The sequence below is a fragment of the Sphingopyxis sp. GC21 genome (genome assembly GCF_025727575.1).
Lineage (GTDB): Bacteria > Pseudomonadota > Alphaproteobacteria > Sphingomonadales > Sphingomonadaceae > Sphingopyxis > Sphingopyxis terrae_A.
In genome coordinates this window covers 626,296-638,885 of the sequence record NZ_CP095845.1, presented here as the reverse complement: position 1 = coordinate 638,885, position 12,590 = coordinate 626,296, and the positions used below count along the sequence as shown (strand labels likewise).

General features: G+C 63.9%; 14 protein-coding genes. 8 read left to right on the top strand and 6 right to left on the bottom strand.

The window, feature by feature from the left end; translation table 11 throughout:
* Nucleotides 1-24: 24 nt before the first annotated feature.
* Nucleotides 25-1,284 (bottom strand): glutamine-hydrolyzing carbamoyl-phosphate synthase small subunit, encoded by a 1,260-nt coding sequence (gene carA, locus MU856_RS03075; RefSeq protein WP_263588346.1) that lies wholly within the window; start codon nucleotides 1,282-1,284, stop codon nucleotides 25-27.
* A 131-nt stretch (nucleotides 1,285-1,415) separates the two neighbouring features.
* On the opposite strand from carA, the gene MU856_RS03070 reads away from it, so the two are divergent.
* The 7 genes from MU856_RS03070 to MU856_RS03040 all read left to right on the top strand — a co-directional run bounded on the left by MU856_RS03070 (nucleotide 1,416) and on the right by MU856_RS03040 (nucleotide 8,855).
* Nucleotides 1,416-1,868 (top strand): GatB/YqeY domain-containing protein, encoded by a 453-nt coding sequence (locus MU856_RS03070; RefSeq protein WP_058813483.1) that lies wholly within the window; start codon nucleotides 1,416-1,418, stop codon nucleotides 1,866-1,868.
* Nucleotides 1,869-1,978: 110 nt separating this feature from the next.
* Entirely contained in the window at nucleotides 1,979-2,368 is a 390-nt protein-coding gene (locus MU856_RS03065) for an endonuclease domain-containing protein (protein ID WP_263588345.1), read from the top strand.
* Nucleotides 2,365-4,245: a DNA primase gene (gene dnaG, locus MU856_RS03060; RefSeq protein WP_263588344.1), complete on the top strand. Its 1,881-nt coding sequence runs from the start codon at nucleotides 2,365-2,367 to the stop codon at nucleotides 4,243-4,245. Before MU856_RS03065 ends, dnaG begins: the two co-directional genes overlap by 4 nt.
* A gap of 35 nt (nucleotides 4,246-4,280) precedes the next feature.
* A complete protein-coding gene (rpoD, locus tag MU856_RS03055; protein WP_263588343.1) occupies nucleotides 4,281-6,296 on the top strand; it encodes an RNA polymerase sigma factor RpoD in 2,016 nt (671 codons plus the stop codon).
* Between the two features lie 356 nt (nucleotides 6,297-6,652).
* Complete coding sequence (locus tag MU856_RS03050; protein WP_263588342.1) at nucleotides 6,653-6,952, top strand: PspC domain-containing protein; 300 nt, start codon at nucleotides 6,653-6,655, stop codon at nucleotides 6,950-6,952.
* A gap of 273 nt (nucleotides 6,953-7,225) precedes the next feature.
* The gene (locus tag MU856_RS03045) at nucleotides 7,226-7,897 is read left to right on the top strand and encodes a DUF6975 family protein (protein WP_263588341.1); all 672 of its coding nucleotides are present in this window, start codon (nucleotides 7,226-7,228) and stop codon (nucleotides 7,895-7,897) included.
* Nucleotides 7,898-8,009: 112 nt separating this feature from the next.
* Nucleotides 8,010-8,855: an AAA family ATPase gene (locus tag MU856_RS03040; RefSeq protein ID WP_003047362.1), complete on the top strand. Its 846-nt coding sequence runs from the start codon at nucleotides 8,010-8,012 to the stop codon at nucleotides 8,853-8,855.
* A gap of 26 nt (nucleotides 8,856-8,881) precedes the next feature.
* Here MU856_RS03040 and MU856_RS03035 read toward each other — a convergent pair whose 3' ends face one another.
* The 3 genes from MU856_RS03035 to MU856_RS03025 form a co-directional block, all read right to left on the bottom strand.
* The gene (locus tag MU856_RS03035) at nucleotides 8,882-10,279 is read right to left on the bottom strand and encodes a methyl-accepting chemotaxis protein (protein ID WP_186401874.1); all 1,398 of its coding nucleotides are present in this window, start codon (nucleotides 10,277-10,279) and stop codon (nucleotides 8,882-8,884) included.
* A gap of 82 nt (nucleotides 10,280-10,361) precedes the next feature.
* Nucleotides 10,362-10,838 carry a DUF1465 family protein gene (locus tag MU856_RS03030; protein WP_263588340.1) on the bottom strand — a complete coding sequence of 159 codons (477 nt, stop codon included), beginning with the start codon at nucleotides 10,836-10,838 and terminating at the stop codon, nucleotides 10,362-10,364.
* 69 nt (nucleotides 10,839-10,907) lie between these two features.
* Nucleotides 10,908-11,105 (bottom strand): YdcH family protein, encoded by a 198-nt coding sequence (locus MU856_RS03025; RefSeq protein WP_003047369.1) that lies wholly within the window; start codon nucleotides 11,103-11,105, stop codon nucleotides 10,908-10,910.
* Nucleotides 11,106-11,240: 135 nt separating this feature from the next.
* On the opposite strand from MU856_RS03025, the gene MU856_RS03020 reads away from it, so the two are divergent.
* A complete protein-coding gene (locus MU856_RS03020; protein ID WP_003047371.1) occupies nucleotides 11,241-11,399 on the top strand; it encodes a YdcH family protein in 159 nt (52 codons plus the stop codon).
* 48 nt (nucleotides 11,400-11,447) lie between these two features.
* Here MU856_RS03020 and MU856_RS03015 read toward each other — a convergent pair whose 3' ends face one another.
* Both MU856_RS03015 and dksA read right to left on the bottom strand, forming a co-directional pair.
* On the bottom strand, nucleotides 11,448-11,837 hold the full coding sequence (locus MU856_RS03015) for a PilZ domain-containing protein (RefSeq protein WP_263588339.1): 390 nt from the start codon (nucleotides 11,835-11,837) through the stop codon (nucleotides 11,448-11,450).
* Nucleotides 11,838-11,928: 91 nt separating this feature from the next.
* Nucleotides 11,929-12,390, bottom strand: a complete 462-nt coding sequence (gene dksA, locus MU856_RS03010) for an RNA polymerase-binding protein DksA (RefSeq protein WP_003047377.1) — start codon at nucleotides 12,388-12,390, stop codon at nucleotides 11,929-11,931.
* Between the last annotated feature and the right edge of the window lie 200 nt (nucleotides 12,391-12,590).

Sequence of the window (12,590 nt, the reverse complement as noted above, 5' to 3'; positions counted from 1 at the left end):
TGATTGCCGTAACGGCGCGAGCAATCACTTCAACCCACCCACAAACTTCTCGAACAGATAGAAGCTGTCCTGCGGCCCCGGGCTCGCTTCGGGGTGATATTGCACGCTGAACGCCTGCTTGCCCGTGATCGCGATGCCGCAGTTCGATCCGTCGAACAGGCTCTTGTGCGTCTCGACCACGCCTGCGGGCAGTGTCGCGGCGTCCACTGCGAAGCCGTGGTTCATACTGGTGATCTCGACCACGCCGTCGGCGAAGTCGCCGCCCACGCGCTGCACCGGATGGTTCGCGCCGCGATGGCCCTGATGCATCTTCACCGTCTTCGCGCCCGCCGCGATGGCGAGCATCTGGTGGCCGAGGCAGATGCCGAAGATCGGCACACCCCGTTCGAGCAGCCCCTGGATCACCGGCACCGCATATTCGCCGGTCGCCGCGGGGTCGCCGGGGCCGTTCGACAGGAATACCCCCGCGGGCTGGTGGCTCAGCACCTCGTCGAGCGTCGCGGTCGCGGGGACCACTGTGACCCGCGCGCCGGCCTTCACGAGGTTGCGGAAGATATTGTCCTTCGCGCCATAATCGATCGCGACGACATGGGGTCTGCTATCCCCCTCCCGCTCGCGGGAGTGGTTAGGGGTGGGTATGTTCTCAGATACCGGTGCAGACGTTGGCCGACCGCCAGCTCCTCCCGCATGCAGGAGGGGAGGAGCATACCCCTTGCCCAGCGTCCAAGTCCCCGCATCCCAATCACCCGTATCCGTGCGGCTGACCTCCTTCGCCAGGTCCATGCCCTCCAGCCCCGGCCAACCGCGCGCCATCGCCAGCAGCGCGTCGATGTCGAATTTGCCGTCGGGGCTGTGCGCGATCACGCCATTGGGGGCGCCCGCATCGCGGATGCGGCGGGTCAGCGCGCGCGTGTCGATGCCGGCCAGCCCGATCAGGCCCTGTTCGGCCATCCATTCGGGCAGCGTCTGGACGCTGCGGAAATTGCTCGGTGCGGTCGGCAGTTCGCGGGTGATGCAGCCGATGGCCGCCCGTGCGCTGCGCTCGATATCCTCGGGATTCGCGCCGACATTGCCGATGTGCGGAAAGGTGAAGGTAATGATCTGCCCGGCATAGCTCGGGTCGGTCAGTATCTCCTGATATCCGGTCATCGCAGTGTTGAAACAGATTTCGCCGACACCCGCCCCGGCGGCGCCATAGCCCACGCCCCACAGGACCGTGCCATCGGCAAGAACGAGGACGCCGGTCGCTCCAGAAGGCGCGGCGGATGGATTGGCTGGTGCCATTTAAACTGCTCCGGACGGGGGGCTAAACGGCCGACCAAGTAGGCGGCAAAAAAGTGATTCACAAGCTATCGGATTTGGAATCTTCCCGCTAGAGAGGCTCTTTCCGAAATTTGCAGCACATGGGGACACGCATGATTCGCGATGACATCAAGGCTGCGCAGGTTGCCGCGATGAAGGCCGGCGACAAGGCGCGTTTGGGCACCATCCGGCTGATGCTGGCCAAGATCAAGGACCGCGACATCGAGCTCAGGACCGGCACGGCGCCGGCCGACGACGATGTGCTCGTCACCGACGTCCTCCAGAAGATGGTCAAGCAGCGCCGAGAATCGATCGCCATGTACGAACAGGGCGGCCGCCAGGAACTCGCCGACGCCGAAGCGGCCGAGGTCGTGGTGATCGAGGATTTCCTGCCCGCGCAGCTTTCCGAAGCCGACGCCACCGCCGCAATCCGCGCGATCGTCGCCGAACTCGGCGCGACCAGCGTCAAGGACATGGGCAAGGTGATGGCGGCGGTAAAGGACCGCCACGGCAGCCAGCTCGACATGAGCAAGGCAAGCGGATGGGTGAAGGCGGCGCTGAGCTGATTTGAAACAGGCCCGCCCCTGGCCCCTCCCGCAAATGGGGGGGGGAACTGGATGGGCCGCCAACGCATATTCTCCCCTCCCGCTTGCGGGAGGGGTTAGGGGAGGGCCTGTTGGATAAGGGCTACAAGCGTCCAACCGCACGCTCCCGCGAACTGCGCCTCAATGCCACGCCTGCCGAACGAGCGCTTTGGGCACGACTGAGCGCCCGCAAGGTTGGAGGCGCCCGCTTAAATCGCCAATTTCCGATCGGACCGTTCATCTGCGATTTTGTTTCGCGTTCGGCAAAGCTCGTTATCGAAGTCGATGGCGGCCAGCACGCGGTTCATGTAGCGAAAGACGAAGCACGCACCGCCTATTTGCAAGCTCAGGGATATCGGGTGATCCGTTTCTGGAACAATGACGTGTTGGAACGGATCGAGGGTGTCGTGACCGAGATCGAGGCCGTCCTTGAAATATGCCCTCCCCCGACCCCTCCCATAAATGGGAGGGAAGAAGATTGACCCTCACCCCGCAATGGCTGGATGAACTGCGCTCGCGGATCACGCTGTCGACCCTCATCGGGCGGACGGTGAAGATCACGCGTGCGGGGCGCGAGTATAAGGCCTGTTGCCCCTTCCATAACGAAAAGACCCCCAGTTTCACGATCAACGACGAAAAGGGCTTCTACCACTGCTTCGGCTGCTCGGCGCATGGCGATGCGATCCGCTGGATGACCGACCAGCGCGGCCTGTCGTTCATGGACGCGGTAAAGGAACTCGCTGCCGAGGCGGGGATGGACGTCCCCGCGCCCGACCCGCGCGCCGCGAAAAAGGCCGAGGAGCAGGCGAGTCTGCGCGACGTGGTGCAGGGCGCCGCCGACTGGTTCGCGCAGCAGCTTGAAAGCACCCACGGCGCCCCGGCGCGCGACTATCTGGCGAGGCGCGGCATTTCGGACGCCACCCGCCGCGCCTTTGCCTTCGGCCTCGCCCCCGACAGCCGCAGCGCGCTGAAAGAGGCGCTCAAGAAATTCCCCACCGCGATGCTGGTGGAGTCCGGCATGCTCATCGCGGTCGACGACAAGGAACCCTATGACCGGTTCCGCGGCCGGCTGATGATCCCGATCCGCGATGCGCGCGGGCGCGTGATCGCGTTCGGCGGCCGGATCCTGGGCGACGGCGAGCCCAAATATCTGAACTCGCCCGATACGCCGCTCTTCGACAAGGGGCGCACGCTCTTCAACCTCGACAAGGCAAGCCCCGCCTCGCGGCAGACGAACCGGGTGATCGTCGTCGAAGGCTATATGGACGTCATCGCGCTTGCCGAGGCAGGGATCGCCGACGCCGTCGCGCCGCTCGGCACCGCGCTGACCGAGAACCAGCTTGGCATGCTGTGGCGGATGGTGCCGGTGCCGCTGCTGTGCTTCGACGGCGACAATGCCGGGCAAAAGGCCGCGATGCGCGCGGCAACGCGAGCGCTGCCGCTGCTCCGCCCGGGCTTCAGCCTTGCCTTCGCGACCCTGCCTGCGGGGCAGGATCCGGACGATCTTGTCCGCGCCAAGGGCGCCGCAGGTTTTGCCGCCATCCTCGACGAAGCGCAGCCGCTCGTCGAACGGCTATGGGCGCATGAGGTTGCGGCGGGGCCGCTCACCACCCCCGAAGAGCGCGCGGCGCTCAAGACGCGGCTGCTCGCCCATGCCGACGCGATCCAGGATGCCGACGTGCGGCACCATTATCGCGAGGCGTTTCGGGAGCGGCTCGACGCGCTGTTCGCGCGCCCGCGCGCCGAGCGTGGCGGGCGCGTTCCCTGGGCGCCGCAGGCATCGCGCGGGGGCGGGCGCCGCTTCGCGCCCGACCCGCGCCTGCAACCTCCGGCCGACGAGACGCGTTCCATCGGCAAGGCCGGAATCGCCGCGCCGCTTGCCGCGGCGTTGCTTGGCGGACTGCTCCGCTATCCACAGGCGATCGCCCGCAATGAAGAGGCGCTCATACGGCTCGCTGTGCCCGATTCTGCCGACGCCGAACTGCTCCGCGCAATACTTGACAGCGCGGCAGCGCAAGAAGGGCTTGATACCGAGGGGTTGCTTGCCATATTGGAGCCAATGAAAGTGTATAATAGGGCGACGACATTGCTCAGAGCCGACGGAATGCACTTCTCATTCAATCGAAGGCTCGAAGGCGAAGAGGTTGAAGCGGCTCGGGAAATCGCGCTGCGTGACCTTGACGAATATATCGGCGTGCTCGTGACGCAGCCCGAAATCCGCGCTCGGCTTGCCGAGGCGACCGCGGACTATATGCGCACGATGGACGACGAGGGCCATGCCCGACAGCAAAAGCTGCGCGCGATGGATGAGGAACTGACCCGCCGCCTGGCCGCGCTGTCCGACAGCAGCCAGAGCTGACATATATTGCCCCAAGGCAGGAACGACTGAAGCATATGGCCACCAAGAACACCGAAGCCGACACCGACGCGCCGCTGATCGACCTCAACGAGGCCGACGTCAAAAAGCTGATCGCGCGCGGCAAGAAGCGCGGCTACCTGACCTACGACGAGCTCAACGAAGCCCTGCCGCAGGATCAGATGTCTTCGGAGCAGATCGAGGATATCATGTCAGCGATTTCCGACATGGGCATCAACATCGTCGAAAGCGACGAGGATGTGCAGGAAGAAGCCGAACAGGAAAGCGATGACGATATCGACGTCAGCGCCAACACCGGTTCGGTGTCCAATCCCGCGATCGAAAAGAAGAAGGAAACGGTCGATCGCACCGACGACCCGGTACGCATGTACCTGCGCGAAATGGGCGCGGTCGAGCTTTTGAGCCGCGAAGGCGAAATCGCGATCGCGAAGCGCATCGAGGCGGGCCGCGACACGATGATCCTCGGCCTGTGCGAAAGCCCGCTGACCTTCAACGCGATCATCGAATGGTCGAACGCGCTCAACAACAGCGACATGCAACTGCGCGAGATCGTCGACCTCGAAGCGATGCTGTCGAAGGATCCGGCGCCCGAAAACCTTGATGACGAGGGCGAAGGCGACGACGGCGAAATCAGCGAAAAGACCGCGGGCGTCTCGTTCAAGGACGAGGACGAGGTCGAGGAAGAACCTTCGGCCGACGGCGATGACGAGGACGGCGAAGGCTCGTCGGGCAAGCGCGAAAGCTTTGAGGAAGACGACGAGGACAACACGCTGAGCCTCGCCGCGATGGAAGAATTGCTCAAGCCCGACGCGCTCGAGAAGTTCGCTAATATCACCAAGAGCTTCAAGGCGTTCCAGAAGCTTCAGGACGCCCGGCTCGAGGCGCTGTCGACGGCGGGCGACTTCCCCGACGCGCAGGAAAAGAAATATCACAAGCTGCGCGAGGAACTTACCGCGCAGGTCGAAAGCGTGCAGTTCCACGGTACCAAGATCGAATATCTGGTTGACCAGCTTTACAGCTACAACCGGCGCCTGACTGCGCTCGGCGGCCAGATGCTGCGCCTTGCCGAACGCCATAAGGTGCCGCGCAAGGCTTTCCTCGACCATTATGTCGGGCGCGAGCTCGAAGAAAACTGGCTCGACGAAGTCGGCAAGCTCGACAAGAAGTGGGCGGCGTTCGCCGAGAATGAGGGCGCAGCGGTCGACCGCATCCGGACCGAGATTTCGGAAATCGCCCAGGCGGCGGGTATGAGCCTGCCCGAGTTCCGCCGCGTCGTGAACATGGTCCAGAAGGGCGAGCGCGAAGCGCGCATCGCCAAGAAGGAAATGGTCGAGGCGAACCTGCGTCTCGTGATCTCGATCGCGAAGAAATACACCAACCGCGGCCTGCAGTTCCTCGACCTCATTCAGGAAGGCAATATCGGGCTGATGAAGGCGGTCGACAAATTCGAATACCGCCGCGGCTACAAGTTCAGCACCTATGCGACCTGGTGGATCCGGCAGGCGATCACCCGCTCGATCGCCGACCAGGCGCGCACGATCCGCATCCCGGTCCACATGATCGAGACGATCAACAAGCTGGTGCGCTGCAGCCGTCAGTTCCTCCACGAAAGCGGCCGCGAGCCGACGCCGGAGGAAATGGCCGAGCGTCTGTCGATGCCGCTCGAAAAGGTCCGCAAGGTGATGAAGATCGCCAAGGAGCCGATCAGCCTCGAAACGCCGATCGGCGACGAGGAAGACAGCCACCTCGGCGATTTCATCGAGGACAAGAACGCGGTCATCCCGGTCGACGCCGCAGTGCAGTCGAACCTCAAGGAGACGGTTACGCGAGTTTTGGCCTCGCTTACGCCGCGCGAGGAGCGTGTTCTCCGCATGCGCTTCGGCATCGGCATGAACACCGACCATACCCTAGAAGAGGTCGGCCAGCAGTTCAGCGTGACGCGCGAACGTATCCGCCAGATCGAGGCGAAGGCGCTGCGCAAGCTCAAGCATCCGAGCCGCAGCCGCAAGATGCGCAGTTTCCTCGACCAATAGGTCGATCCGTACCGAAAAATCAGACACCCCGCCCCAACCGGCGGGGTGTTTTGCTTCGGCCTCGGCGTGACATTTTTGCTGCACCGCACAAAAATCTGGCACAGCATCTTAAAATTTTTATCTTTCCCAACCAGATGAGACGCCGTCGGCGTATCGCTTCAGCCTCGGTTCAGACGATCACGCCGATTGGCACATTATCCCGATTGATGGGAATAATTTCAACAAACAAGGGCACATTCCTCGATCGGGGATGCCAAAAAGCCCGGAAAATGGAGAAAATGACCAATTGGCACGCCCATTGCTTAGTCATGGGCAGGAGCGGCCTCCCCACCGCCGCCAAGAGGAAAGACCGAGCGATGGCAAACGAAAACCAGAATATCTTCTCCCGCCAGGACACCTTCTTCGGCATCTGCGAAGCGGTGGGCCAGGATTTCGGCTTCAACCCCCTGTATCTGCGTCTCGCGTTCGTCGCACCGCTCTTCTTCTTCCCGGTGCAGACCTTCGCGGCCTATTTCGGCCTCGGCCTGATCGTGCTCGCGTCGCGCTTCTTCTTCCCGTCGCAGCGCGCTGCCGATACGGTCGACGCCCCGGCGCTCGCCGAAGCGGCGTCGGCTGCCAAGGCCGAAAAGGCCGAGGAACTCGCACTCGCCGCCTGATTCGAACCGGGGCCGGCTCTCCCTCTCCCTTGCACCGGCCCCGCCCATGTTGCGGCGCTCCACTGGACCGCAACAGCGCAGGGACCGGCAGCTCAACCCGCTGCCGGTCCCTTTGCGCGTCGAACCGAGGCCCGCTGTGCAGGAGTGGGACAGAAGCGCCTGAAATCGCTCGCCCCTCATAAACGCGACGTTTACGACGTTCGGCTAATGCTGATCCCCTGATTTGCAACGGCGCCGGTCGCAAGAGCCGCCGCAACAGACGAGGATGCAGCCTTGAGCCAGTCGCCCCAGCCCCAGGCCCAGCCGCGCGGCATTGCCGAACTGCTCGACACGCTCGTCGCGAGCGAGGGAACGGGCGCGCACGGCCATGTCAAATCGGGTGCGCTGTCGAGCGGCCCCGACGCGATGCGCAACCTTGCCGACGCGGTCCATTTTCTCTGCCTGCTCCACGGCCGCTATCCCGGCATCGTCGACAGCGCGGCGCGCAAGGCGGTCGATGCGGCATCGCGCAAATGGATGGATGAAACCGCGCAAGCCTTTGCGCAGGAACGCGCCTTCCTGTCGAAAATCGCGGCCGCAGTCGGTCCGGTGCCGAGCACCCAGGGCCAGGCCCAGTGCGAAGCGGCGGTCGCCGCGCAGCGCAAGGCGCTCGACATGCTCGCCGAATCCGATCGCAATGGTTGCGCGATTGGCGCGGCGATCGCGCTGACACTCGATTGGCGGACGATCCGCGTCCTGCTCGACATCAGTGCTCAGCGGCTTGACATGAAAGTCCCACGCTGCACCCTGCCCGACCTGCGCGAAACCGCTCGTCTTGCCAATGCCGTCGCCGAAACACCGGCGGTCGAGCGCGCGATGGCCTTTGGCGCGCAGCAGCTCATCGCACAGCACAGCGGCCTGTGGGATCTGATGGCCGCCCGCGCCGCCAGCCGCACGCACGCCTGACCGGGAACGTCCACGCCGCGGCAGCCGTGGCGACGCTCCGCTTGCACCCTTCCCTCGCGCTCGCTATGCCCATCCCGGTTGACGTTCACGTTAAGGGAAAGGGCGAGCCGCCATGCGCTTCGAAGGAACCAGCGCCTATATTGCAACCGACGACCTGAAGGTCGCGGTCAATGCCGCGACGATGCTGCGCCGCCCGCTGCTCGTGAAGGGCGAACCCGGCACCGGCAAGACCGTGCTGGCCGAAGAAGTCGCCAAGGCGTTCGGTGCGCCGCTGATCACCTGGAACATCAAATCGACGACCAAGGCGCAGCAGGGCCTCTATGAATATGACGCGGTTGCGCGTCTGCGCGACGGACAGCTCGGCGAAGAGCGCGTCCACGACATCCGCAACTATATCAAGAAGGGCAAGCTGTGGGAGGCGTTCACCTCCGAACAGCTTCCGGTGCTGCTGATCGACGAGATCGACAAGGCCGATATCGAATTTCCGAACGATCTGCTTCAGGAACTCGATCGCATGGCGTTCCACGTCTATGAAACCAACGAAACGGTGACCGCGCGCGAACGTCCGATCGTCGTCATCACCTCCAACAATGAAAAGGAACTGCCCGACGCCTTCCTGCGCCGCTGTTTCTTCCATTATATCAAATTCCCCGACCGCGACACGATGGCCGAAATCGTCGAGGTCCACTTCCCCGGCATCCAGAAAACGCTGGTCAGCCGCGCGATGGACATCTTCTACGACGTGCGCGACGTGCCCGGGCTCAAGAAAAAGCCCTCGACCAGCGAGCTCATCGACTGGCTGAAGCTGCTGCTCGCCGAGGACATGCCGCTCGAGGTGCTGCAGAACCGCGACGTCGGCAAAGCGATTCCGCCGCTGCACGGCGCGCTGCTCAAGAATGAACAGGATGTGATGCTGTTCGAAAAGCTCGCCTTCATGGCGCGCCGGCAGGGTAGCTGAGCCAGCCTCGCTCGCAATGACCGCCGTTACAGCTGGTAGGCAACCTCGACGTCGCCCCAGCGGCGACCGTTGATGACCGCGGGCATATAGACGTTGCGCACCGTCACATAGTTGGTGCCATCGCCTTCCTGGCGGTACACCGACATGAAAAAGGGCGCGCTGCTGCGCTTTGCCGCCGCGTCGACATCGTCGAACAGGATGCGGCCGTTGCGGCAATGCGCGGTGTCATGTTCCAGATCGCCCGTCGGCGCGCGCGAACATTCGGTGATGTGCGTCGGCAGGAAGCCGTTCATGTCGCCCGCCGACGACATCTTGATTTCGGGATGCTGCGCCACGGTGCGGTCGAACAGTGGCCGCCAATGGGCGTCGGCCCAGTCGCAAAGGCTGGTACGGAAGCGTTCGGGGTTCGATCCCGGCACGCGCACATAATTGGTGTCGAACAGTTGCTCCATCGTCAGCTCGCCGCGCGCAAGCGCCGCTTCGGCCAAGGCGACAAATTCGTCGCGGACCGACGCGGCCAGATCGACGATGGCGCTGTCCTGGGGGCTGACGCCGGCGGAAATCACCGCGTTGAACATGCGGTTCGACACATTTTCCATCGTCAGGATCGAATCGCGCGTCCTGTTCAGCGTCGCGCCATTGTCGCGCACCGATCCGACGACGCGGTCGAGCGCCTCGCGTACCTTGGCGCCATTGGCGTGCACCATTGCGCTCGATTGCGCGATGCGGTCGCTTTGATCGTCGAGCAGCGCAACGAGATGCGTCGCATCGTGCAGCGCATCGGTGATCGTCTCGAACTGCGCCTCCGCCCGCCCCGACTGCTCGACCCCCGACTGGATTTCGGTGACGAGACCGGCGGCTTCGGTCGACAGGCTGCCGATCGAACGGCGGATTTCATCGGTTGCGCTGCGCGTATTCTGCGCCAGCTTCTTCACCTCGGCGGCGACGACGGCAAAGGTGCGGCCGGCATCGCCCGCACGCTCGGCCTCGATCGCGGCGTTAAGCGCGAGCATGTTGGTGGTCTTGGCAATCTGCTCGATCGACTGGCTGACCTGCTGCACCTGCTCCATCACCGACGCGAAATTGGTGACATGCGTGCCCAGCCGCGCGACCAGATCGATGACCGAACGAAATTCGGTGACCGCGCTGTTGACGCGCTCGGCCCCGGCGTCGAGCTGTTCGCACGCACGCGCCGACAAGAGCTTCGCCTCGTCGGTCGAATCGGCGATCTGGCGCTGGTCGGCCTCCAGGCTGACGACATAATCCTCCAGCCGGCCCAGCTCCGAAATCTGGCGCTGCATCTGGTCGGTGGCGCGCTGGATCTGGCCCGCGGCATCGCTGCAGCCGACGGCAAGCTCGCCGCAGTCGCTGGCAACCGACTGGTCGAGATTCTGCGCGGCGGAACTGATCGGTTCGAATTTCATTGGCGCACCCACTTATGACTCCGGGCGAACCTTGGCGCACATTGGTTAACGCCGCGTCAATGCTTGGTCGGGACCAGTTCGATCAAAGCCTTGCTTCGAGTTGGGCCAGCAGCGCCTGCACCGGCCGCGCCGCTTCGTCGGCGGTCCATCCCGCCTCGATCCGCGCGATACGGTCGAACAGGCGCTCGCTCGCCGCCACGATTCTCTGAAGATTATCGTCAAAATGCGCGCACAGCGCATGGTCGGCAGGAACTGGCGCGCCGATGAGCGCTGCGCTGTCCTCGGGACCGGCGCCGGGGTCGCCTGCGAACATGGCGCGGCGGTGGAGCAGCCAGGCGATGATGTGCATCAGCCGCGTTGTCGTCTTCAGCGATTCGCACGCCAGCCCGACCTGCAGGATCGGATCGCGCGCCACCGCCTCGAAATCGCGATGCGCGCGGAAGGCGGCATGCGCCTCGTCGGCGAGCAGCATCGCCTCGACATAGAGATTTTCGACCTGCGCGCGCTGCACCGGCTGCGTCGCCATGCCGTTCCGGATCGGTCCCCTGAACATCGGCATCGAATGCCACGCCACGCAGCGCCGCCGCAAGGACGCTAACCATGAATTTAGGGAGCGTCCCGTTTTGAATCAGGCGATTATGTCGGGCAGCAACTGATCCTCGCACCAGCTGATCTCGTCGCGCAGCTTGAGCTTGCGTTTCTTCATCCGGGCAAGCTGGAGCTGATCGGGAACCGTCGCGTCGCCCAGTGCGATGATCGCGGCGTCGAGATCGCGATGCTCGAGCCGAAGCAGTTCCAGGCGCTGGGCGATTTCTTCCGGGTTCACGCCGCTTCCCTGCCACGATCACGGCCCGTCCGCAACGGGCACCATCTGGCCGAAACGCGACCATCCGGACGGGACAAGCGGGGCGAATCATGTTTTACTCGGAGCTGCCAACCGAGTCGAAAAGGAGAATGGCCTATGAGCAGCTCGCACCTTTCCGCCCTGAAGTCCCGCCACGCGGACCTCGACGCGAAAATTGCGAATGAAGAGCGCCGCCCCGCACCGGACATGGCCTTGCTGGCGCAAATGAAGAAGCAGAAACTCAAGATCAAGGAAGAGCTGCTCGCCGAAACCTGAGGCGAGCAGAGCGCTATCGCCCGCTGATGCCTTTCGACGCGAAACGCATCAGCGTCGGCGGTAGAGCGAAGCCTTCTTGTCCAGCGCCGAAATATAGGCCGGGACGTCCATCTTCTGAACCACCTGCCGCCGCACCGCGTGCGGATCGATCGGTCGCTCGAACGCCACCCCGAATTTGCCTTCGCCCACCCAGACGACATGCCCCGGCACAAAGCCGATATTGCGCAGTTCGATCTCGGCCGTTGCGCCTTGCGCGAGCCCCGGCACGACGGCCTCGGCCAGCATGCCACCCGCCGACAGGTTGCGCACACGCACCGTCACGGGCCTGGACTGACCCGGAAACAAAAGATTGGCCTGCATGAACAGGCTGTCGCGGTCGGCGCTGCGCGACAGCGAAGCGACCTCTTCGTCCAGCGTTGATGGTATGCGCGATTCCATGGCGACCCGTTCCCCGAATTGCGTTCGGAGCGACCCTAGGGCCCGGTACTTTACCGAATCGTAAACAGCGGCGCTTCTGTCCCGATTGGGATCAGTCTTCGCGCGAGATCCGCTCGTTGCGTTCGTGGCGTTCCTGCGCTTCCAGAGTCATCGTCGCGATCGGACGCGCTTGCAGGCGGGCGAGCGAAATCGGTTCGCCCGTCACCGCGCAATAGCCATATTCGCCCTCGTCGATGCGGCGCAGCGCCGAATCGATCTTCGCGATCAGCTTGCGCTGACGGTCGCGCGTCCGCAGCTCGATCGCCCAGTCGGTCTCGCTCGATGCACGGTCGGCAAGATCAGGTTCGCGCAGCGGACCATCCTGCAAATGGGCCAGCGTCGATTCGGATTCGGTGAGGATCGACTTCTTCCAGGCGAGCAGCAGGTTACGGAAATATTCCTGCTGCCGCTCGTTCATGAACGGCTCGTCGTCGCTGGGAACATAATCCGAATCGAGATTGGACTTGGCTTCGCGGAGAGCGTCGGCGCCTACTTCGGCAACATTGGTCGGCATGAGGAGCGTCCAAGTCCTTTCCTGATCGCCTGGCTCGCCGAGCTTGGCGAACCAAGGATTGCGCCGGGCCTATAACCAGCCCTCCGATGCGATACAAGCGCGAAGCGGACCGCTTGCCCGCGCGCGGCTGAAGCAGTGCTGAACCGGCCCGGCGGAGGCGCACTCACGACAAGCCGCGCCCCAGCTCTTTCGACCGCCGC